Source organism: Bathymodiolus heckerae thiotrophic gill symbiont (assembly GCF_900180345.1).
In the GTDB taxonomy this organism is placed as follows: domain Bacteria; phylum Pseudomonadota; class Gammaproteobacteria; order PS1; family Pseudothioglobaceae; genus Thiodubiliella.
Genome location: NZ_FXLV01000006.1, coordinates 1 through 22,091, shown reverse-complemented (window position 1 = coordinate 22,091; position 22,091 = coordinate 1). Strand labels below are relative to the sequence as shown.

Annotated in this window: 23 protein-coding genes, 3 tRNA genes and 2 pseudogenes; 19 read left to right on the top strand and 9 right to left on the bottom strand. The window is 38.9% G+C overall.

What is annotated here, in order from left to right:
- Window positions 1–25 precede the first annotated feature (25 nt).
- The 9 genes from CRYPD_RS01510 (at window position 26) to CRYPD_RS01470 (ending at window position 8,876) form a co-directional block, all read left to right on the top strand.
- Window positions 26–808 carry a respiratory nitrate reductase subunit gamma gene (locus CRYPD_RS01510; protein WP_138145799.1) on the top strand — a complete coding sequence of 261 codons (783 nt, stop codon included), beginning with the start codon at window positions 26–28 and terminating at the stop codon, window positions 806–808.
- Between the two features lies 1 nt (window position 809).
- Window positions 810–2,399, top strand: coding sequence for a sulfate reduction electron transfer complex DsrMKJOP subunit DsrK (gene dsrK, locus CRYPD_RS01505; RefSeq protein WP_138145798.1), 1,590 nt, complete (start codon window positions 810–812; stop codon window positions 2,397–2,399).
- 18 nt (window positions 2,400–2,417) lie between these two features.
- Entirely contained in the window at window positions 2,418–4,382 is a 1,965-nt protein-coding gene (locus CRYPD_RS01500) for an NAD(P)-binding protein (protein ID WP_138145797.1), read from the top strand.
- A 19-nt stretch (window positions 4,383–4,401) separates the two neighbouring features.
- Window positions 4,402–4,782 carry a sulfur reduction protein DsrJ gene (locus tag CRYPD_RS01495; RefSeq protein WP_138145796.1) on the top strand — a complete coding sequence of 127 codons (381 nt, stop codon included), beginning with the start codon at window positions 4,402–4,404 and terminating at the stop codon, window positions 4,780–4,782.
- Window positions 4,779–5,507 (top strand): sulfate reduction electron transfer complex DsrMKJOP subunit DsrO, encoded by a 729-nt coding sequence (dsrO, locus tag CRYPD_RS01490; RefSeq protein ID WP_138145795.1) that lies wholly within the window; start codon window positions 4,779–4,781, stop codon window positions 5,505–5,507. Before CRYPD_RS01495 ends, dsrO begins: the two co-directional genes overlap by 4 nt.
- 18 nt (window positions 5,508–5,525) lie before the next feature.
- On the top strand, window positions 5,526–6,725 hold the full coding sequence (gene nrfD, locus CRYPD_RS01485) for an NrfD/PsrC family molybdoenzyme membrane anchor subunit (RefSeq protein ID WP_138145794.1): 1,200 nt from the start codon (window positions 5,526–5,528) through the stop codon (window positions 6,723–6,725).
- A gap of 13 nt (window positions 6,726–6,738) precedes the next feature.
- Entirely contained in the window at window positions 6,739–8,094 is a 1,356-nt protein-coding gene (locus CRYPD_RS01480; RefSeq protein WP_138145793.1) for a cobyrinic acid a,c-diamide synthase CobB, read from the top strand.
- Window positions 8,095–8,125: 31 nt separating this feature from the next.
- A complete protein-coding gene (locus CRYPD_RS01475) occupies window positions 8,126–8,461 on the top strand; it encodes a HesB/IscA family protein (RefSeq protein WP_138145792.1) in 336 nt (111 codons plus the stop codon).
- Between the two features lie 64 nt (window positions 8,462–8,525).
- Window positions 8,526–8,876, top strand: coding sequence for a DHCW motif cupin fold protein (locus tag CRYPD_RS01470; RefSeq protein ID WP_138145791.1), 351 nt, complete (start codon window positions 8,526–8,528; stop codon window positions 8,874–8,876).
- A gap of 288 nt (window positions 8,877–9,164) precedes the next feature.
- Here the strand turns inward: CRYPD_RS01470 and CRYPD_RS01465 are convergent.
- The 4 genes and pseudogenes from CRYPD_RS01465 to CRYPD_RS08270 all read right to left on the bottom strand — a co-directional run bounded on the left by CRYPD_RS01465 (window position 9,165) and on the right by CRYPD_RS08270 (window position 12,086).
- Window positions 9,165–10,825 (bottom strand): annotated as a pseudogene (locus tag CRYPD_RS01465) (BCCT family transporter).
- Between the two features lie 266 nt (window positions 10,826–11,091).
- Window positions 11,092–11,535 carry a DNA cytosine methyltransferase gene (locus CRYPD_RS08340; protein WP_171004271.1) on the bottom strand — a complete coding sequence of 148 codons (444 nt, stop codon included), beginning with the start codon at window positions 11,533–11,535 and terminating at the stop codon, window positions 11,092–11,094.
- A pseudogene (gene dcm, locus CRYPD_RS08275) lies at window positions 11,532–11,819 on the bottom strand (DNA (cytosine-5-)-methyltransferase); the annotation flags it as partial. The gene CRYPD_RS08340 and the pseudogene dcm, both read right to left, overlap by 4 nt.
- A gap of 66 nt (window positions 11,820–11,885) precedes the next feature.
- Window positions 11,886–12,086: a hypothetical protein gene (locus CRYPD_RS08270; RefSeq protein ID WP_244610228.1), complete on the bottom strand. Its 201-nt coding sequence runs from the start codon at window positions 12,084–12,086 to the stop codon at window positions 11,886–11,888.
- Window positions 12,087–12,106: 20 nt separating this feature from the next.
- Here CRYPD_RS08270 and CRYPD_RS01455 point away from each other — a divergent pair, with 20 nt between their 5' ends.
- The 7 genes from CRYPD_RS01455 to CRYPD_RS01425 are packed head-to-tail and all read left to right on the top strand — an operon-like array spanning window position 12,107 to window position 17,587.
- A complete protein-coding gene (locus CRYPD_RS01455; protein ID WP_138145790.1) occupies window positions 12,107–12,292 on the top strand; it encodes a hypothetical protein in 186 nt (61 codons plus the stop codon).
- Window positions 12,293–12,325: 33 nt separating this feature from the next.
- Window positions 12,326–12,889 (top strand): elongation factor P, encoded by a 564-nt coding sequence (gene efp, locus CRYPD_RS01450; protein ID WP_138145789.1) that lies wholly within the window; start codon window positions 12,326–12,328, stop codon window positions 12,887–12,889.
- Window positions 12,873–13,760 carry an EF-P lysine aminoacylase EpmA gene (gene epmA / locus CRYPD_RS01445; RefSeq protein WP_138145788.1) on the top strand — a complete coding sequence of 296 codons (888 nt, stop codon included), beginning with the start codon at window positions 12,873–12,875 and terminating at the stop codon, window positions 13,758–13,760. The genes efp and epmA overlap by 17 nt, the downstream gene beginning before the upstream one ends.
- Before the next feature lie 4 nt (window positions 13,761–13,764).
- A complete protein-coding gene (locus CRYPD_RS01440; protein ID WP_138145787.1) occupies window positions 13,765–15,480 on the top strand; it encodes an SEL1-like repeat protein in 1,716 nt (571 codons plus the stop codon).
- Window positions 15,481–15,497: 17 nt separating this feature from the next.
- Window positions 15,498–15,941 (top strand): YcgN family cysteine cluster protein, encoded by a 444-nt coding sequence (locus CRYPD_RS01435; protein ID WP_138145822.1) that lies wholly within the window; start codon window positions 15,498–15,500, stop codon window positions 15,939–15,941.
- A gap of 30 nt (window positions 15,942–15,971) precedes the next feature.
- Window positions 15,972–16,379, top strand: coding sequence for a DUF2914 domain-containing protein (locus CRYPD_RS01430; RefSeq protein ID WP_138145786.1), 408 nt, complete (start codon window positions 15,972–15,974; stop codon window positions 16,377–16,379).
- Complete coding sequence (locus CRYPD_RS01425) at window positions 16,376–17,587, top strand: argininosuccinate synthase (RefSeq protein WP_171004270.1); 1,212 nt, start codon at window positions 16,376–16,378, stop codon at window positions 17,585–17,587. The genes CRYPD_RS01430 and CRYPD_RS01425 overlap by 4 nt, the downstream gene beginning before the upstream one ends.
- A 308-nt stretch (window positions 17,588–17,895) precedes the next feature.
- On the opposite strand, the gene CRYPD_RS01420 is transcribed toward CRYPD_RS01425, so the two are convergent.
- The 5 genes from CRYPD_RS01420 to CRYPD_RS01400 form a co-directional block, all read right to left on the bottom strand.
- Window positions 17,896–17,969, bottom strand: a tRNA-Cys gene (locus CRYPD_RS01420).
- A 60-nt stretch (window positions 17,970–18,029) separates the two neighbouring features.
- A tRNA-Gly gene (locus CRYPD_RS01415) sits at window positions 18,030–18,105 on the bottom strand.
- A gap of 54 nt (window positions 18,106–18,159) precedes the next feature.
- Complete coding sequence (gene pgsA / locus CRYPD_RS01410; RefSeq protein WP_138145785.1) at window positions 18,160–18,744, bottom strand: CDP-diacylglycerol--glycerol-3-phosphate 3-phosphatidyltransferase; 585 nt, start codon at window positions 18,742–18,744, stop codon at window positions 18,160–18,162.
- Window positions 18,745–18,799: 55 nt separating this feature from the next.
- Window positions 18,800–18,876, bottom strand: a tRNA-Arg gene (locus CRYPD_RS01405).
- Window positions 18,877–18,929: 53 nt separating this feature from the next.
- Window positions 18,930–20,183, bottom strand: coding sequence for a UDP-N-acetylmuramoyl-tripeptide--D-alanyl-D-alanine ligase (locus CRYPD_RS01400; RefSeq protein ID WP_138145784.1), 1,254 nt, complete (start codon window positions 20,181–20,183; stop codon window positions 18,930–18,932).
- A 72-nt stretch (window positions 20,184–20,255) separates the two neighbouring features.
- Between CRYPD_RS01400 and CRYPD_RS01395 the strand changes: the two genes are divergently transcribed.
- From CRYPD_RS01395 to CRYPD_RS01385, 3 genes are all read left to right on the top strand, one after another.
- Window positions 20,256–20,834, top strand: a complete 579-nt coding sequence (locus tag CRYPD_RS01395; RefSeq protein ID WP_138145783.1) for an outer membrane beta-barrel protein — start codon at window positions 20,256–20,258, stop codon at window positions 20,832–20,834.
- A gap of 366 nt (window positions 20,835–21,200) precedes the next feature.
- A complete protein-coding gene (locus tag CRYPD_RS01390; protein WP_171004269.1) occupies window positions 21,201–21,644 on the top strand; it encodes a transposase in 444 nt (147 codons plus the stop codon).
- Between the two features lie 234 nt (window positions 21,645–21,878).
- The coding region (locus tag CRYPD_RS01385; protein ID WP_138145781.1) for a hypothetical protein at window positions 21,879–22,091 on the top strand (213 nt) is incomplete at its 3' end.

Here is a 22,091-nt window from a genome sequence, read left to right as displayed (position 1 = left end):
AAATTTTAAATTTTTTGAGAGCAATATGTCTGTAGTAAGTATTTTTTTTACGGCTTTATTTTATATATCACTGGCGATATTTCTGATTGGAATGACGAGAAAAATCTATCAGTATTGGATGACACCTGTACCTCTTAAAATTCCAACCGCACCAACTCCATTAACACAAACAGGTGTGGTTATGCGACTAGCACGCGAAGTTGTGTTGTTTGAAAGTTTGTTCAAGTCTAACAAGTGGACTTGGCTGTTTGGCTGGTTATTCCATGTTGGTTTGTTATTGGTTTTAATTCGCCACGCTCGTTATTTTTGGCCAGGCGATCTGCCTGAAATCTTTTTATTGATTCAGCCTTTTAAATACGCAGCTTTTGCGATGGTTATTGGGTTGTTTGGTTTGCTTGGTCGTCGATTTTTTGTTGAGCGTATCCGTTACATTTCAGCACCTAGTGATTATTTAATGTTGCTTTTGTTGTTGGTAATTGGCGTGAGTGGCGTAGTAATGACATTCACCAGCAACCACACTGATGTGATTATGGTAAAAGAATTTGCCTCTGGTTTGATTGTTTTTAATTGGGCAGATTTACCAACAGAGGTGCATTTCTTGGTGCATATCTTTATGGTATTTGTGCTGATGGCAATTTTCCCAATTTCAAAATTACTTCATGTGCCTGGTGTGTTTTTCAGCCCCACTCGCAACCAAGTAGATGATGCGCGTAAAAAACGACACATTTCACCATGGGCACTTAAACAAGAGCAAGAACACGCAATTAAATTAGACCAAACCCTTGGTCAAGACAGTGAGGGAAAATAACATGGCAAAAGAATTTGACATTCCAAAATTACCCACTTATCTAGAGATTCCTGAAATTAATGAAGGGGCTATGGAGGGCAAAGGTCCATTTAAATCTTCTAAGGAGTTTCAAACTCCACTCGGCTTTCCGGGTGAGAAAGTTGATAATTGGCAAGAGGTCGCTATCAACAAAATGGGCGAACTTAAATCTAAGTATCGCTCAGTTCAAGTATTTCTAGATGCTTGCGTGAAATGCGGCGCTTGTACGGATAAATGCCATTATTTTTTAGGCTCATCAGACCCTAAAAATATGCCAGTGGCTCGTCAAGATTTGTTCAGAAGCGTTTATCGTCGCCACTTTACTTTTGCAGGTAAATACTTCCCTAAATTAGTGGGGGCAAAAGAGTTGGACGATGAGATGCTAGATGATTGGTATAACTATTTTCACCAGTGTTCACAATGTCGCCGTTGTAGCGTGTTTTGCCCATACGGTATTGACACTGCTGAGATTTCAATGGCAGCCCGTGAAGTGTTAGATGCTGTTGGCGTAGGTCAAAAATACTGCAATCAAATCTTAGGCAAAGCAATTACGATTGGCAATAACTTAGGTTTACCTGAGCCAGCATTACGAGATACTTTGCTTGATCTTGAAGAAGAAATTGAAGAAGAAACTGGCGTTGCGGTTAAATACCCATTAGATGTCAAAGGTGCTGAGATTTTACTCATTACTCCTTCAGCAGATTTTTTTGCTGAACCGCATATTGACGGTTTGATTGGTTATGGCAAGGTTTTCCATCAAGATGGCGTGAGCTGGACAATGAGCTCTTACGCCGCTGAAGGGGCAAACTTTGGTATGTTCATTGGTTCTTACGACATTATGCGTAAAGCAGCACTGAGAATTCGTAAGGCGGCACTTGATCTTGAAGTGTCTCGTGTGATGGTAGGCGAATGTGGTCACGCTTGGCGTGTGGCTTATAGTTTTTGGAATACCTTAACAGGGGTAGGTGCTGGTGCTAGCGCAACAGACGAATTTGCTCAAAAATTACAAAACCAGTTGGATTCTCGTTATCCACAACCACAACATATTATTGAATACACACATGACTTAATTCAACGCGGTAAGTTGGATTTTGATAAGTCTGCTAATGACGATAGAACAGTTACTTTCCACGATTCTTGTAATGTTGCCCGTGCGACCAATATGGGCGGCATTCCAAACGGTCAATTCATCCTTCCTCGTGAGGTGATTAAAGCAGTTTGTAATAATTTCGTAGATATGGAGAGAGGCACGATTATGGAATCTACATTTTGTTGTGGCGGCGGTGGCGGACTATTAACCGATGATTTAATGGAGATTCGTATTAAAGGTGCGATGCCGAGAATGCAAGCACTAAAAGAAGTAGAGAAGTCTGATGCTGTTGATACGCTGGTTGCTATTTGTGCAATCTGTAAATCACAGTTCAGCAAAGTTTTACCAAAATTTGATTTTGACCCTTATATGATTGTGAGTGCTCATCAGTTAGTGAGTGAAGCAATTATTATGGACAAACCACAAACAGATGATTCTCAAGCCGAAGTGGCAAAAGAAGCAGAAACAGAAAAAGTAGACTAACAGATAAGGAGATTTGACATGCAAAAGAACCCGTACGGACAAATTCATAAAGGCGACAATCACACATTTAGAATGTTTAAGGATGAGGGTGATGATTTAGGCACAGTACCATGGAATCAAAAGATTTTTCAAAATGATACCTCTCATAAGTGTCCAACTTATGTCAGTCAAACGCCACCATGTCAAGGGTCTTGCCCTTCTGGTCACAATATTCGTGGTTGGTTAGATATTGTTCGTGGTATGGAAAAGCCTTCTGGTGATATGTCATGGCAGGAATATGCCTTCCGTCGTTCGACTGATGCAAATCCATTTCCCTCAATTATGGGTCGTGTTTGTCCAGCACCATGTGAAGATGGCTGTAACCGTAACGAAGTTGAAGACACGGTTGGTATTAATGCGGTGGAGCAATTTATTGGCGACACAGCAAAAGAACAAGGCTATAAATTTGAAATTAATGCAAAAGACACAGGTAAAAAAGTGGCAATTATCGGTGGCGGTTGTGGTGGTTTAACGGCAGCATTGCAATTACGCAAGCAAGGCCATAGCGTTACTGTATTTGAGAAATACGAGCAACTTGGTGGAATGATGATGTACGGTATTCCTGATTATCGTGTGCCGCGTGATGTGTTGCAATATGAAATTGAACGCATTATAGAAACAGGTGTGGAAACTAAAATGAACACCAAAGTTGGTGTTGATGTTTCTATGCAAGATTTAGAAAAAGATTATGATGCAGTGTTGTTTGCGATTGGCGCCATGAGTGGTCGTGCGTTGCCAATTCCAGGTGGCGATGCAGACAATTGTGTATCAGGTGTTGCCTTCCTTGAGGCTTATAACCAAGGCCGTCTTAAGCATATTACGGGCAAAGTAATATGTATTGGCGGTGGTGACACTTCGATTGATGTGGTCTCTGTTGCTCGTCGTTTGGGTAATATTGAAAATGCGGCTGATAAAGACCGCCCTGAACGAGTGATTTTTGATGATACTGCACACGATGTGGTTGATACTTCTAAGCGCTTAGGTGCGGATGTGTTATTAACAACGCGCTCAACTATTGAGAATATGCCAGCAGCACAAGAAGAAATTGATGATGCCAATCGTGAAGGCGTTGAAATTCAAGGACAATTACAACCCGTAGAAGTTGTTAAAGACGAAGACGGGCGAGCAATTGCATTACGCATGGTGCGCCTAGAGTCAGACGGATCTACGCCAATTGAAGGTTCTGAATTTGATATTGAATGTGAGTTAATTGTTTCGGCAATTGGCCAAAGTGTTGACGCTGAGGGGCTGGATGATTCTTTTTTCAATGAACGTGGCTTTATTGATGCAGATAAAAACTTCCAAGTGCCGAATAAACCCGGTTTCTTTGTTTGTGGTGATGTGGTTCGTCCGCATTTATTAACAACTGCGATTGGTCAAGCGGGTATTGTTGCTGAAAGTATTGGTGATTATCTTGAGGGTAGTAACCAAAAAGTGCGTAGCAAGGTTGATGTGCATTACTTTGATTTAATGGACAAGTTGAATGAATGGGACTTAGCGCCTTCAGATTATGAAAAAGGCGGTGCGTTTGGTGAAGCTACAGATACTGCGGATTATGCGGTACATAACTACGAAGACCGCTCATTTGCCTCTATTATTCCACATACAGAATTATTCTTAGGGCACTTTGACAACGAAGAACGTCATGCACGCAACCATAAATTGGTCAATGTTGACAATGTATTGGGCAACTTTGAGGAGCGTTTAATTGGTTATAGTGAAGAAGAAGCACAAAAAGAAGCAGGTCGTTGTATGTCTTGTGGTTTGTGTTTTGAGTGCGATAACTGCGTGATGTATTGCCCACAAGATGCAGTATTTAAAGTCAAGAAAGATCAAGCAACGCTAGGTCGTTATGTTGACACTGACTATAATAAGTGTATTGGTTGTCATATCTGTGCCGATGTATGTCCAACAGGCTATATTCAAATGGGACTTGGTGAATAATTACACAAAGAGAGCGATTATGAGACATTTGTTGATTATTTTTTTAGCCCTAGCGTTTACCAGTGTGTTTGCGCATGCTGATAAACATGTTAACCTTGGCGATAGAGCCACTGAGTTAAAAGATGAGGGTAAGAGTAGGGATATTCATCCTAGTCTTGCTGAGATTAGAAAAATGCACCCTGAGTTTTTATTGCATAAACGCGATAAGACATTACGTCAAGGCGTTCGCACTCAGCGTGATTCCTTAAAAGAATGTGTTAATTGCCATAGTTCTACTAAGAATGATGAATATGTGCCTATTAATGCACCGGATCAATTCTGCTCAACCTGCCATCAAAAAGTAGGCACAAGCTTAGATTGTTTCTCTTGTCATCGCACCACACCAAAAGAGGGATTATGAATAAAGAACTAAATCGCCGTGATTTTCTTAAGAATACAACGGCTGTTACGGCGGGTGTAGCAACGATTGCTAGTGGCATTACGCTCACTACATTTGCCGCTAATGACAATCCAGTAACCAACGAAAAACGCTGGGGAATGTTGGTTGACACCAACAAACTGACCGAGTCGAATATTAATGATATGGTTAACGCTTGTCAAGAAGAAAATGGTTGGGGCAGTGAAATACATTCTACTGGTCATCAAAAACCAAGCTGGATTAAGAAGATTAAAGTAAAGGATAAGGTTACTGGTAAGATTGATATGCTACCAATGATGTGTCAACACTGCGAACACCCACCTTGCGTAGATGTTTGCCCAACTAACGCCTCAATGAAGCGTGAAGATGGCATTGTGTTGGTGGACAAGCACTTATGTATTGGTTGTCGCTATTGTATGATGGCTTGCCCTTACGATGCGCGCTCGTTTGTGCATGAAGATTTGAGTAATCAAAAAGAACATATGCCTCGTGGCAAAGGCACAGTTGAATCTTGCACAATGTGTGTTCATCGTGTTGATAAAGGCGAAATGCCTGCTTGTGCTGAGGCAGTGAGTAGCAACGGCGTTATTTTTGGTGATTTGTATGATGCCAATAGCAAGATTAATCAAACACTTAAGAAAATTCAATCTACACAAATCAGAACAGATTTAAATCTGAATACTGGTGTTCGCTATAGCGGAATTTAAAAGGCTTAAAGAGTAATTATGAACATTCGTTATCAACAAATAGAAGGTAGAAGTTTAGGTTTTTATGCACTTGTTGCAGGTCTAGGCGTTCTTATTTTAACTGCATTGGGCAGTGTGTATTTTATGGAGCATCACGGTCATTATGTGACGGGTATGAATAATCGTATTGTATGGGGAATACCACATGTATTCGCTTTATTTTTGATTATCGCCGCCTCAGGTGCGCTTAATGTTGCCTCTATTGCATCGGTATTTCAAAATAAACTTTATAAGCCTTTATCACGCTTATCAGGTTTGGTGTCGTTGGCATTATTAGCAGGTGGCTTAATGGTTTTGGTGCTTGATTTAGGTCGCCCTGATCGTCTAATTGTGGCAATGACGGAGTATAATTTTAAGTCAATTTTTGCTTGGAATATTATTTTATATAATGGTTTTTTTGTCATTGTTGCGGTGTATTTGTGGATGATGTTTGAACGCAGAATGAATAAATTTAGTCGGAAAATTGGCATAGCGGCGTTTATTTGGCGTTTGGTATTAACTACTGGCACAGGTTCTATTTTTGGTTTATTGGTTGCTCGTCATACTTACGATGCCATGATTATGGCGCCTAAATTTATCGTTATGTCGTTTTCTTTTGGCTTGGCTTTCTTTATTTTAATTTTGATAGCAAGTTACAAATGGGGCGATCGTCCATTGGGTGATGTAATTTTAAATCGCCTAAGAAACTTACTTGGTGTATTTGTGGCAGCCGTTTTGTATTTTGTGATTGTGTTTCATATTGGTAATATTTATCTTGCTGAAAACAACAATGTAGAAATGATTTTATTTGCTAATGGGAGTATTTACACCAATTTATTTTGGTATGGGCAAATAATATTAGGCTCAATTGTGCCACTTGTCTTAATTTATCACCCAGCAGTGAAAGGCAATCGTTCTGTTTTAGGTTTGGCATCGATATTGGTTATTATTGGCGGCATTGTTCAAATGTATGTATTAATTGTTGGCGGTCAAGCCTATCCATTAGAAATGTTCCCAGGCAAAGATATTTTAGAAGGTTATGGCGGTATTGTAGCATATACACCATCATTTCCTGAAATAGCCTTGGGTGTTGGTGGTCTGGCGTTGGCATTAGTTGTTGTTACTCTTTTAGTAAAGTTTTTGCCATTCTTACCTGAAAGTCTAGCAGACAAAGTGGCAGACCCACATCATAAAATTTAACCCATAATGAGGTATGCCCTCATCTATCTACCTTTCTGCCGCTCATAAATCTTCAGGTAAGACTGTTGTCAGTCTAGGATTGTGTGCGGCATTTAAGGCACAATCGCTTAAAGTTGCTGCGTTCAAAAAAGGCCCTGATTATATCGACCCCTTATGGCTAACTCAGGCCAGTGGCAATCCTTGCTACAATTTGGATTTTTACACTATGTCCAAGGATGAAATAATCAGCCTATACGGGCGACATATTAGTAGCAGCGATATTGCCATTATTGAAGGTAACAAAGGCTTGTATGACGGCATGAGCGTTACAGGTGGCGATGCCAACGCCGATATGGCGAAATTGCTAAATAGCAGCGTTATTTTAGTGATTGATGCCACTGGCATTACCCGAGGTGTTGCCCCGTTATTAAAGGGTTATCAAGTGTTTGATGCAGAGGTCAATATTGCAGGTGTTATTCTTAATAAAGTTGCTGGCGAGCGCCATGAATCAAAACTTATCCAAGCCATCGAACATTACACGGATATTCCTGTTTTAGGTGCGATTCGTCGCTCTAAAGACCTTGCCATTGATGAACGACATTTGGGACTTGTGCCAGCAAATGAGTCTGCACAATCGCAAATCTTTATTGACAGTACTGCCAAGATAATTGCCAACCAAGTGGATTTAGAGAAAATTTTATCTTTTAATAATGAAAAGCCCTTAGCTAATACACCAGCGCCAATCACATCCACCAGTAACTTAACGATTGCTGTAGCAAAAGATCAGGCCTTTGGTTTTTATTATCAAGATGATGTAGATGCTTTCAAGTCTTTAGGGGTTAGAGTTGTCTATTTTGATACATTAAAAACACCAAAGTTACCCAAATGTGATGGTTTGTTTATTGGTGGTGGTTTTCCTGAAATGCAATTACAAGCCTTATCTACCAATACATCTTTATTAAACGACATTAAATTAAAAATAGAACAAGGCCTGCCTACTTACGCAGAATGTGGCGGATTAATGTATCTTAGTCGCAAAATTACTTATCAAGGCAAGTCGCACAAAATGGCAGGCGTTATTCAAGCGGACACCGTGATGACACCTAAACCAATTGGCAGAGGCTATGTACAATTAGAACCCTGTAACGATCACCCTTGGAAAAAGGTTGCCAACAAGATTTACGCACACGAGTTTCATTATTCAAAACTTGAAAATATCAACCCTAAAACCCGTTATGTCTACAAGGTTTTACGCGGTGTGGGTGTGGATAATAAGCACGATGGAATTTTAGCCTACAATCTGCTAGCCACTTACGCACATTTGCGTAATGTGGGCAACAACCACTGGGTTAAGCAGTTTGTTAATTTTATTCACCATGTAAGAAGTTGAACCCTTTACATTTACATTACTAAAAAAAATTATGATTACAATTACTAAATGCGCCGCTGAAGAAATTGAACTTTCTACCCAAAACCCAGACACACAAGGTTTATTAATGCGCTTTGCCGTGGATAAAACAGACGAAGGTTTTCGATATTTAATGGGCTTTGATGAGCGTACAGATGGCGATATTCACCTACAATCAAACGGCATTGAGTATGTGCTTGCCTATGCACAAAAAGAGCTACTAGAAGGTATGGTAGTTGATTTTGATGAGATTGACACTGAAAGCGGCTACGGATTTATTTTTATGAATCCAAATGACCCAAATTATGTGCCACCTAAGGGCGATATCGCACCTAATAAAAATAATTGATGAGTGGGTATAGATATAATTTATACCAATCCTTTGTATGTAAATTAAACAATTAGGCACAAGAATGCAAAATTTGAACATCCCATTTCAGGCAATAAACTGGAAAAACATCCCGCAAACTGAACACAGTGGAGAAACTGGCACAGCCTGCTGGCAAACGATTCAATTTGGAGGTTTGCGAATTAGGCGTGTGGAATATTCTAAAAACTATAAAGCCGATCACTGGTGCGAAAAAGGGCATATCGTTTATTGCTTAAAAGGTGAAGTAACAAATGAATTAAAAGATGGAAAAAAATCTATCTTATGCGAAGGTATGTCGTATATTGTTTCTGATAATCTAAGCTCTCATCGTTCAATTACCAAAAACGGTGTGCAGTTATTAATTATTGATGGCGATTTTTTAAATGGAAAATAAAGACATCAGTGTAAATTAAATACAAATAGAGACCTTTGCATAAATATGAATAATCATCAAAAATCCACTTTTTGCCAACTTAAGACCCCTGCATTAGAAAAATAATTAAAAATTGGTGGAAAAAAATAACCATAAACTCGCTAAATTTGATATTTATAAACACAAAAAAGTATATTTTTACTGGTTTAGTGAGTTTTTAAAACCCATATTTTAAGTTTTGAAAGTTAATGCAGGGGTCTCAACTTGGTAATTTTTTTAAACCCAGCCTTAGCCTTGCTAGGACAGAGTTTAAAAAAAAATACCAATTTGACAAAAATTATTTGGAGAATAATAGGGGCAGGTTAAATTAAAGGTCTCTAATGAGTGTGCTATAAATTTTTTTTTGCTTTCTTCATTAAGACCTTTGTAAACACTGTAACACATCGCCAGCAGTATTATTGTAAAGGGCAGGCCAGTGGATACCGTCATCGCTTGTAATGCTGTGAGGGCACTGTTTCCACCCACTAGAAGCAATGTTATGGCGACCAGCCCTTCAAAAGAACACCAGAATATTCTTTGCTGAACGGGAACATTCTCTTTGCCACCTGCTGTGATTGTGTCAATGACAAGTGAGCCTGAATCAGATGAGGTGACAAAGAATACCACCACCAACATGATGCCAACCATAGACAGCAGCCCAGCGATTGGGAAATTTTCCACCATGGCAAATAATTTAAGTTCTTGAGCGACGCTGGCAACAGGAGCGACTGCATTTGCAATTACCTGACTAATCGCCGTTCCACCAAAGACTGACATCCAAATGATGGAGAATATGGTTGGAATTAAAATAACCGACACAATAAATTCACGCACTGTTCTACCTCTGGATATGCGGGCAATAAACATACCTACAAATGGCGACCATGAAAGCCACCAAGCCCAATAAAATGCAGTCCAGCCTTGAGAGAAGTTAGTATCTTCACGCCCAAATGGCATAGATAATGGGATTAGGTTTTGAATATAAGCCGCACCACCTGAGAATATAGTGGAGACGATATCGGCAGTTGGACCAGCTACAAGGATAAAGAGCACAAGCAATACTGCCAAGCCTATGTTGATTTCAGATAATATTTTTATACCATTATCAAGTCCTCTAACCACTGAAATAATTGCCATTGATGTTACCGCTGTAATGAAAATAAATATTGCCAGTGAGCCATTTCCCCATCCGTATAAAGAGTTAAGACCAGCAAGCGCTTGTGTGGTGCCAAAACCTAATGAAGTCGCCAAGCCAAATAGTGTAGCAAATACTGCCACCACATCAATAATATGTCCAGCCCAGCCCCATACTTTGTCGCCTAATAAAGGATAAAATGCAGAACGAAGTGTTAGTGGTAAGCCTTTATTGTAAGTAAAAAACGCCAAAGCCAAAGCAACAACAGCATAAATTGCCCAAGGGTGTAAGCCCCAATGAAATATGGTGGCTGCCATTGCGAGATTTTTAGCAGCATTGGTATCGCCTACTGCCGCCCCTAGTGGTGCCCAGTCTGTGCGTACGCCTTCGGTCAACACATAGAAGAATTAAAGTGCGAGATAGGCTCTGATACGCCAAAAAACATCAGCCCTATCCCCATCCCTGCTGCAAAAATTAAGGAAAACCAACCAACATAACTATAATCGGGTTTGGCATCCACACCGCCAAGGCGTATTTTTCCTAGCGGACTTACCGCTAAAAACAGGGAAAATATAACAAAAATATTCGCAGCAGACAAAAACAGCCAATCAAATGTATTGGTTATTGCGGGTCTTAGCCAGCCGAAGAAGCTTGCCACTTGCTGCTGGAACAACAAAGTAATGACTATAAAAATAATAATTGATATGCTAGAGACGACAAAAACAGGATTGTGTATATCCAATCCAAGCATATTGATATTATCTTGACCAATTTTGTAGGTGTTTTTAGTGTTCATATTTTTTAAGGAGTTCGCTAGTTTTTTTTATTTAATAGGAGACCTTTGCATAAATAGGGATGATTAGCAAAATTCAATTTTTACCAGATTGGTGATTTTATTAAACCTTGTCCTAGCAGGGCTAAGGCTGGGTTTAAAAAATCGCCAAGCGGGTGAAAAGTGGATTTTTGATGATTATTCATATTTATGCAAAGGTCTCTTCATATAAATAAGTTAAGAACTCATCTCTATTGTAGTTTGCACTTTTGTTAAGGTAAAGGTTACACTTATTGTGTTTTTAATTTTTTAAGTATTTGCTTTATTACCGCTTGAATTGCTGGCACAGCAACAGAATTACCTAATTGCTTCATGGCTTGTGTTTCAGAAACTGGGAAAATAAAGTGATTGGGCAGCCCCTGCATTTTTTTTCCTTCATTGGAACTTATTTTTTTAATATTGCCATCAACCACATAGGAATCCCAATTTCTTCTATCGTCAATTTTCGACCCTCTGCCACCTACTCTAAGTGTATAGCCAATTTTTTTCGGACAATATCCGTTCCAAATATCGGACATCGTTATTTTTAATTCTTGAGCCTCTGGAAATTTAAATTTTATATTTTTATCTTTGAAGCCAACCATAAATAATCTTGGTCTGTGCTGAGGTAGTCCAAAATCAGATGCTTTAATAATTTTATAAAAAAATGAATAGCCTAATTTTTTGGTAATCACTTTTTTATAGTTGCAAAGGCTTTATCATCATGTCTTAACAAGCCTCTTACATTTTCCAAAAAAAAGACATTAGGTTGTTTTTCTTGAATGATTTTTACAATATTGAAAAACAAAGTTCCCCTTGTTTCGCTAAAGCCTTTTTTAAATCCAGCTTGAGAAAAAGGCTGACAAGGAAAGCCTGCAAATAAAAAGTCAAAATTAGGTATATTTTTTTCATTAACTTCAGTAATATCACCTGCAAAGTTACCTGAATGAAACAGTTCTGTATTGTGTTTTAAAAAATTTGCTTCGTAAGTTTTGCGAGCATTGTCGTCAAATTCGCTGGCAAAAACACATTGTCCACCTAGATTTTAGGCGGCTAAATGAAAGCCACCGATGCCTGCGAATAAATCAATAAAAGTAAAATTAGGCTTGTATTTGTAATCGGGTTTTTTGGTTTTAAATTGGTCTAATAATTCCATCTGAAAAGTCTCTTCTACACAGTCAAGATGTTTCTTGATTGGCTCTTCTTGAGAATAGTCAATTTTAGATGTATCTTTTACTTTTAACATAGTGAGACCTTTGCATAAATATGAATAATCATCAAAAATCCACTTTTCACCCGCTTGGCGATTTTTTAAACCCAGCCTTAGCCCTGCTAGGACAAGGTTTAATAAAATCACCAATCTGGCAAAAATTGGATTTTTCTAATCATCCCTATTTATGCAAAGGTCTCATAGTGTTATTTTACAAACAAAAATTGATAGGATTTGCGTAAAATTAGATGTTTTATTTTTGTAACCTTTAAAAAATGGCAAATTACTCTACCAGTCAGTTCAAAAACGGCTTAAAACTAATATTGGATGGCAATCCTTGTTCGATTATAAGCAATGAAATTCGCAAACCTGGGAAGGGACAGGCTTCTAACAAGGTTAGGCTTAAGGATTTAATTACGGGTAAAACCTTGGAAAAGACTTTTAAATCTGGTGAGTCTGTGGAGGGGGCAGATGTGATGGAGCTGGATATGCAGTATTTGTATAACGATGGTGATACTTATAATTTTATGGACCCAGAGTCTTTCGAGCAATATGCAGTTGATGAGACGGGCATGGACGAGGCTAAAGGGTATTTGGTGGAGCAGGATATGTGCGTGGTTACGCTTTGGAATAATAATCCGATTTCTGTCACGCCACCGAATCATGTGATGCTTGAAGTAGTGGATACTGACCCTGGGTTGAAAGGCGATACGGCTGGCACAGGTGGCAAACCAGCAACCATGAATACAGGTGTGGTGGTGCAAGTGCCGTTATTTATCAGCATTGGTGAGAAGGTGAAAGTGGACACACGCACGAACGAGTATGCGGGACGCACTTAAACAGCGTAGTGATTTTTTAGCAAATATACGACAATTTTTTTCCCAAAGAAAGGTTGTTGAGGTATGTACGCCTCAACTTTTAGGTTATCCAGCCACGGATGTTTACATTGATAGCATTGCTATGCAAGTCAATCAAAAGATTGAGCCAAAGACACAATATCTGCACACTTCCCCCGAACTGGAGATGAAAAAACTGCTGGCGAATGGCAGTGGGGATATTTATCAGATTTGCCAAGTGTTTCGTGATAACGAACAGGGTGAGCATAATTTTAACGAATTCACGATGTTAGAATATTATCGCCTAGGGTTTGACCGCTATCAATTAATGGATGATATGGTTAAACTGTTACAGTGTTTGGGTTTGTGCGGCTCAGTTCATCGGCTGTCTTATGCGCAAGTGTTTAATGAATTTGCGAATATTGATATTCTTAATACCAATTTTGACGCATTGAAAAAGATTGCCAAAACACACGGATTATGCACTGATTTTGAGTGGATTGAAGATTTACAGATTTTGTTATTTACTCATTTAATTGAGCCAAAATTAATAGATTTATCGATATGTTTTATTTATGATTATCCAAATAGTCAATCTGCACTTGCTAAAGTAGAAGGTCAAGTGGCACACCGTTTTGAGCTGTATTTAGAGGGGGTTGAAGTGGCAAATGGCTACGATGAATTGCAGTATCAGGCGGATTACCGACAAGTGTTTGCTAACGATATTAAAAAACGCCATCAATTGGGGAAATACTCACCCAAATTAGATGAGGGTTTTTTAAACGCATTACAAAATTCCTTGCCGCCATGTGCAGGTGTTGCTATTGGGATAGAGAGATTATTGTCAAAAGTGCCTAAAAACGCTTTAAAATGAGCCTATGATTCGTTTTATTTTACTATTATTATTAAGTGTAAATGCACAGGCATTGCAGTTTCTACAATCCAACAGCGCACAGGGTGTAGTTGAGCAAGCGCCACACAGCAGTCCTCTGGGAGGGCAAGCGCCACACAGCAGTCCTCTGGGAGGGCAAGCGCCACACAGCAGTCCTCTGGGAGGGCAAGCGCCACACAGCAGTCCTCTGGGAGGGCAAGCGCCACACAGCAGTCCTCTGGGAGGGCAAGCGCCATATAGTAGCCTTTCGGGAGAACAAAAATTAGCTCAACCTCATTCTGAGCAGTTGTCTGCTGGGAAAATTTTAATCCAACTGAAAAAAGACGCCAAACGAGGAGACACAAGGGCGCAACTTAGTTTGGCAAATATGTATCGCTATGGACTTAATACCAGACAAGATAAAAAATTGGCGTTTTATTGGTATTCTCAGGTCGCCGAGTCGGGATATGCTTCAGCGCAGTTTACCTTGGCTGAATGTTATTATTATGGTATTGGTACTGCACAAGATTTTAAACAAGCGGTGTTTTGGTACGACCAGGCAGCACAGCAAGATTTTACAGATGCGCAATATAATTTAGCCAAAATGTATCATTATGGAGAAGGCGCTGAAGTTGATTATGCACAGGCACGATATTGGTATGAAAAAGCCGCAAAGCATGGGCTTGCACCTGCGCAATTAGCATTAGCCAAATTGTATGATTATGGACTAGGTATAGAGCAGGATTTAATTAAGGCGCAGCATTGGTATGAGTCTGCCGCTATACAATCAGATGCTGAGGCACAATATTATTTGGCTGATTTTTTTGAGCGGCAAGAGAAGTTTGTGCAAGCGTTATTGATGTATCAAAAATCAGCCACACAAGGTGTTATCCAAGCACAATCTCGTTTAGCTGACATTTATTATAGAGGGCGTTTGACTAAAAAAGATGATGTTGAAGCGCTTAAGTGGGCATTAATGGCAGCTGAGAAAAATGATGCTGAAGCGCAGTTTTTAGTGGCGCGTATTTATCATCATAGTGTGCAGATTCCGTATAATTTGAAACAGGCAAAGTACTGGTATAAAAAGGCTTCTGAACAAAATCATACATCGGAAAAATCATTTTTAAGACAGGTTGAGGCAAATATAGTAACGGATGAAAAGACTAGGCAAGTTGCTCGTCAAGCCATCAAAGCCTTAAAAAAATCATTTATTGCTAGACCACCTAAACCATCTAAAGCAGTCAAAATTTCAGAAAAACCGCTTATTATTAAAGCGCCAAAGGTAGTCAAAACCTTAGAAAAACCACTTATTGTTGAAACACCTAAGGCGGTTGAAGTCTCAAAGAAACCAACGACGACTATGACTTCTACTACGAAAAAAATTGAGCGCTCATTGTTAAATAATATTAAGGTTTTAGATGAGAATATTAAGTCGTTGATGCTCAGTGCCAAAAAGGGCAACCCTACTGCACAACACAATTTGAGTATTTTATTTAGCATTGGCGCATTGGTGCCGAAAAATGATAGAAAGGCTTTTGTATTGATGCAAATGGCGGCTAAACAGGGTGTGACACAATCTCAAAATTCTTTGGCAATGATGTATTTTAAGGGTATCGGCGTAAGCCAAAGTTATCGCCTTGCGTATCTTTGGGCGAGTGCTTCTGCTAAGCAAGGTGATAAAGGCGGTGAGCAGATTTTGCTGTATTTCACCTCTTATCGTTGATAGATTTTATGGCACATATGGCAGAGGTAGATTTTTGGCAAACACTTTCTTTGTCGGAGATGACACGAACACAATGGGAATCATTATGTGATGGGTGTGGGCGTTGTTGTTTGCATAAAATTGAGGACGAAGACACCAATGAAATTTATTTTACCGATGTTGCTTGCCGCTATCTTGACGAAGAAACTTGCCAGTGTCCGCACTATGAAACGCGTCAAGCCTTGGTGCCAGATTGTTTGACGATTTATCCTGATTGGGGCACAAAATTTAATTGGCTGCCAGCGACTTGTGCTTATCGCCTATTGTCTGAAGGCAAGCCATTGTTTGATTGGCATCCGCTGATTAGTGGGGATGTGAATTCAGTGCATTTGGCAGGTATTTCTGTGCGTGGACGCACTTTTAGAGATGATGAGATAGCGCCAGAAGAAGTCTATAAACATATCGTTAATTGGGTAGAATAGCAGAAATTTTTAGACAAAAATTACACCATTATGGATAATTATTACAATTTTTTTAAGGCTTTGATATTAGGCTGTTTGTTTTTGAGTGGCAATGCGTTTTCCGCATGGCCACATGAAGATATTTCCCAAGCTGTATTCGCCAAATCCGTCAAAGACAGAACGCCAGTTGAGATAATCACAGAAGCCGATAGCACTTTAGGTAAAATTTACTTTTTTACCAATATTCGTCATTTGTCTGGCGATAAAATTACCCATCGTTGGTCGTATAAAGGCAAAGTCAAGGCTGAAATTAGTTTTGATATTAGGGGTAACCGCTGGCGTGTGTGGTCAAGTAAAAACTTATGGCGCAGATGGACAGGGCAATGGACGGTTGAAGTGCTAAATCGGCATAATCAAATTTTATTAACAAAAACATTCGAGTATAAAAAAAGCAAATGAATAAAACAAAAATAAACAAAGTGGTGCTCGCCTATTCAGGCGGATTGGACACCAGCATTATCGTTAAATGGCTACAAGACACTTACCAGTGCGAAGTGGTTACTTTCACTGCCGATATTGGGCAAGGCGAAGAAGTAGAGCCAGCTCGTGCCAAAGCCAAAGCATCTGGCGTTAATGAGATTTATATTGAAGATTTGCGTGAAGAATTTGCACGAGATTTTGTCTTTCCTATGTTCCGTGCGAATGCTATTTATGAAGGCGAATACCTGCTCGGCACTTCTATTGCTCGTCCACTGATATCTAAGCGTTTGGTGGAAATCGCCAATCAAGTGAATGCCGATGCTATTAGTCACGGTGCAACTGGCAAGGGTAACGACCAAGTGCGCTTTGAACTCAATGCCTACGCTTTAGATGCCAATATTCAAGTGATTGCCCCGTGGCGTGAATGGGATTTATCCTCGCGTGAGTCGTTGATGGATTATGCCGAGAAACACGGTATTGAAATTGACTATCAAAAGCAAGATAAAAAATCCCCCTATTCAATGGATGCCAACTTACTGCATATCTCTTACGAAGGCGATATTTTAGAAGACCCTTGGGCAGAGCCTGAAGAGGATATGTGGCGTTGGACAGTGTCGCCTGAAAATGCACCTGATAAAGCAGAATATGTAGAACTCACCTACGAAAAAGGTGATATTACAGCCATTAATGGACAACCAATGAGCCCAGCCAGCGTGATGGAGGATTTAAACAAGCGTGCAGGTGCGCATGGTATTGGTCGTGATGATATTGTTGAAAATCGTTTTGTTGGTATGAAATCTCGTGGTTGTTACGAGACACCTGCTGGTACGGTGATGCTGAAAGCCCATCGTGCGATGGAAAGCCTAACGCTAGACAGAGAAGCAGCTCACCTTAAAGACGAACTCATGCCCAAATACGCCAATATGGTTTACAACGGCTTTTGGTTTGCACCAGAGCGTGAAATGTTACAAGCTGCCATCGACCAAACTCAAGCAGTTGTGAATGGCACAGTGCGCTTGAAGTTTTATAAGGGTAATGTGATTGTGGTGGGCCGTCAATCTGACAATTCACTGTTTAGTGAGAAAATTGCCACTTTTGAAGATGATGAGGGTGCTTATAATCAAAAAGATGCTGCAGGTTTTATTAAGTTAAACGCACTGCGTTTACGTCTTAAGGCTTTAAAATGATGTATATCGGAAAATATAGAATTTAATCAAAAAAAGTTAATTATAGGTTTAAATCAAATTGCAAGTGAGTCATTAAGTCTGAGTGTTCATAATAAGGCAATTCTTGCAGAAAAATAGGGAAAAGCCTTGAGAATTCTTATACCGTTCCATTATGACAGATGCTCAGGCGCTAAAATTAGTCCAAAAAAGAGATGATGAAATTGAGCAGATCAGGGTTAAAACTCTGTTCCAAAAAGTTGATGTCTAAACTTAGACGAGGGTTGAATAAACAAAAAAAAGCCCGATTAGAAATCGGGATTTTTTATATATGGAGGCCGGAACCAGAGTCGAACTGGTCTGTAAGGCTTTGCAGGCCCCTGCATAACCGCTTTGCTATCCGGCCAAAGAAACACGCAAAGGGTTGTATAAGAAAAAGACCTGATAAACAGGCCTTTTTAAAATCTGGAGCGGGAAACGAGATTCGAACTCGCGACATTCACGTTGGCAACGTGATGCTCTACCAGCTGAGCTATTCCCGCAATAGAAAGTGAAATTATAGTGTTTTTTTCAAAATAGTCAAGACTGATTCAATATTAATTATCAAAAGTCTTGATACCTTCTTTTAAATAAATAAATCCAGACCAAAGAGTTAAAAATGTGGCTGCTATCAGTAGAGTAACGCCGATTTTAAAACTTGGTAGTCCAAAGAACGGTTGCTGATAGAGTAAGAATAAAACAGCAAAAATTTGCACAAATGTTTTAATTTTTCCGATGAAAGAGACATTAACATTTGACCTTTGGCCAATTATGCTCATCCATTCTCTCAATGCAGAGACTAGAATTTCACGAGAAATGATAATCAACGCTGCAATTGTAATGTACCAATGTGATTGTGAAGGGTAGAAATCCACCAGCATAATGAGCGCAGTAGAGACGATGAGTTTGTCAGCAACTGGATCTAAAAAAGCACCCAGTTGAGAGGTCATATTGAGCTTTCTGGCAAGATAGCCATCCAAATAATCGGTGATACTGATAAAGGCGTAAGCCCCTGTTAAACAGAAATTAATCCAAGTAAAGACGGGGGCGTCCGTGTAGTTTGGCTGAAAATAATAGAGGACGACAAAAACTGGAATTAAGAAAATTCTAGAAAGTGTGATTAAATTGGGGATTGTCATCATAGGTATATTCTATACAGAAGCTGTTTTGGGTAGAATAAACTCGATGGAAAATTGATGGTGGGCCCGACAAGAGTCGAACTTGTAACCGCTCGGTTCGTAGCCGAGTACTCTATCCAGTTGAGCTACGGGCCCATCAAGCGTATAATTATCGCTAGGTTTGGGCAAAAGGTCAAGTGAAAAGTGGTTTATTTTTGTAAAATTTTAATCAACTTATCTAGCTGGGCGATTCTTGAGCCTTTAATGAGTATAGTGGCACTGGGGTGATGGGTTAAAAGATGTGACGCTAAGCACTCCAAATCATCAAAGTGAATGCTACCATAATGCTTTGCTAATTCTCCGTAGGAGTAAACTTTATCAAGTGTATTTTTTGCCAATTGCCCGATTTCTTGATGGAAGGCTTTGGCGTTATTACCCAGTTCACCCATATCGCCAAACACGGCAATTTTTTCCCCTTGAAAGGTTTGTAAAGTAGCAATTGCGGCTTTCATTGATTGTGGGCTAGCATTGTAAGTATCGTCAATAAGGGTTAAATCTCCCTGTTGAATAACAGTCAATCTGCCTTTTTCAGCCGCAGTATTTTCTAAGCCTTGTTTGATTAGGCTAATATCAATCCCCAGTGCATAAGCACAAGCACTAGCCGCCAAGGCGTTGTTAATATTATGCCTGCCAAGCAGTTGCAAAATGATGGTAACTTTTTTATCAAAAATATTTAAATCAAAACTACTATGACTAATATTACTGGCAAAAATATCACCGCCATCGCCAAAACTCACATCGCCACTAAAGCCAGTGGCAGTATTGACAATATTTTTAGTGTTGGGTGCATAAATCTCACTTTTGGCTTTGACCAAATTATCAAACCCACCAAATTCGCCAATATGTGCATCCAAGGTATTGGTAACGACTGCAACATCAGGCGGTGCGATGGTGCAAAGATGGGCAATTTCGCCCAAATGATTCGCCCCCATTTCAATCACTGCATATTGGTGTTTTTCCTCCAATTCAAGCAAGGTCATTGGCACACCAAGGTGATTGTTAAGATTGCCTTTGGTCGCTAAGGTTGGTGCTTTTAATTGCAGAATATTTTTCAACATATTCTTGGTAGTGGTTTTACCATTGCTACCAGTAATGGCAATCACAGCAGGTTTAACATTTTGCAGATGCCAACTGGCAATTGCACTTAGTGCTATTTCCGTATTTTTAACCATTAACACAGGAAGATTTGAATCCACTTTTTTGCTGACTACAACAGCCACTGCTCCCATTTTTTGAGCTTGATCGATATAGTCATGTGCATCAAAGTTGTCCCCCACTAAGGCAATAAACAAAGCCCCATCCATGCGTTTTCGGGTGTCGGTACAAATTCCACTAAATTCAATATTAGTAGTGCAATCTGTGTTTAAGGTTTTGGCAATAGTTTGTGTGTTGGATAATAGCATTTTTTTAGGTATAATTACTGTACTTGCAACAATGACTTGCAGGTATTATTTTAATTATTATAAAGATAAAGAATGAAAAATTTAACAAAAGTAATTGCATTAACATTGAGTTTATTGGTTTCGTCGGTGTATGCAAACAGTGACACTAATAGTATGTATTTTGGTATTGGAATGTATCAATCAAAATTAAGCAACACGGATAGTATTAGTAGTGGTAATGCCACTATAAAATACAAAATGAAATACAAAAAAAATAATTACAAGGCATTAATTGGCAAACGTTTAAATGATAATATGGCTGTTGAGTTGCAATATGTTGATTTTGCTAAAAAAAACAGTGGTAGTGTTGCAGTAAACGAAGTGCCATTTACACTCAATTTTTCTGGGAACAGTCTTGGTGTTGCTGGGTTGTATTACTTCAACCCGCAGGGTGATTTTTCACCTTTTGTTAAATTAGGTATACACTCTTGGAATTCAAAAAATAAAGTTGGTGGAAAATCAGTAAAAGATGATGGCACCGATGTGCTTTATGCTGTTGGTGTGGATGGCAAGATTAACGAGACAATGAAATATCGTGTTGAGTTTGAACGGCTGAAAGCGGATAGCGATTATATGAATAATATTGGCGTTGCTTTGTTGGTTGGTTTTTAAACAGACAAAAACAACTCCTAATAAAAAGCCCTGTGTAAACGGGGCTTTTTATTGCTTATATTTTGATATATTAAATGAGACCTTTTGCATAAATATAGATGATTAGCAGAATTCAATTTTTGTCAAATTAAGACCTCTGTATTAAACCAAAAAAAAATCCTAAATTAACCCTAAAAATCTTGTATTTATCCTGAAATTTATAGTAAAATACTATAGTTATCAACTACTTATATAAATAATAATGTGCGTTATAACCACCCAAGAATAAACCTTTGCCGATAGTCTCATCAACATACCACCCCCAACTAGACATTGTTAACAAAATCATCAATTGGAAGGTAATAGCTAAAGAACTAGCCCATATTAGTGTTGATTATTCGCCCGTTAGCTTGTTTAAAGCATTGCTATAATAGGCAATGGCATAATCTCTCTGATGAGAAGTTGGCTGATAGCCTTAGTAGAGAGTTAGTCTTTATTAACTTTTGTAACTTTAGTCTAGCTGGCAACAAGCCTGATGCTACAACCATTGGCAGATTTAGAACCAAACTAAGCAAACAAAATCTATTTGATAGGCTTTTGAGTAGCATTAATACCATGCTTGAGAACAATCAACTCAAACTATCCAATGGCAAGCATGTTGCTATAGACGCCACTCTGATCCAAAGCGCTCGGTGCGCCAAAAAGACCATCACAACACACAAAAACAATGAGGTTTATGAGATTGATAGTGATCCAGTTCAATATTCAGATGATAAAGAAGCAAGATGGACATTTAAGGCAGGGAAATACACTTATGAGACCTTTGCATAAATATGAATGATCAACAGAATTCAATTTTTGTCGAATTGGTATTTTTTTAAACTTTACCCTAGCAAGGCCAAGGCTGGGTTTAAAAAATTACTAAGTTGGTAAAAAGTGGATTTTTGATGATTATTCATATTTATGCAAAGGTCCCTAAATGTAAAGTTTGTCAAAAAAATTTAATTTATGTAAAATTCTTACTGTAGAATAAGAAAATAATTTTTTTATAAACTTAATAATAAAATGAAAACACCAATAAAAAACACCTCCACAACTTACAACAATACCATCAACCTAATTACCCATATTTCGAAAGGACACTTTAGCACACTAAACAAACTCAAGCACTTCTTAGCCTTTAGCGCTTTAACCCTATCCCTTAATGTTACCTCTGCTGGCGATGTTAATCAGTTTAATAAGCAATCCTACCTAGATCTTAATACCGAATACAACGAA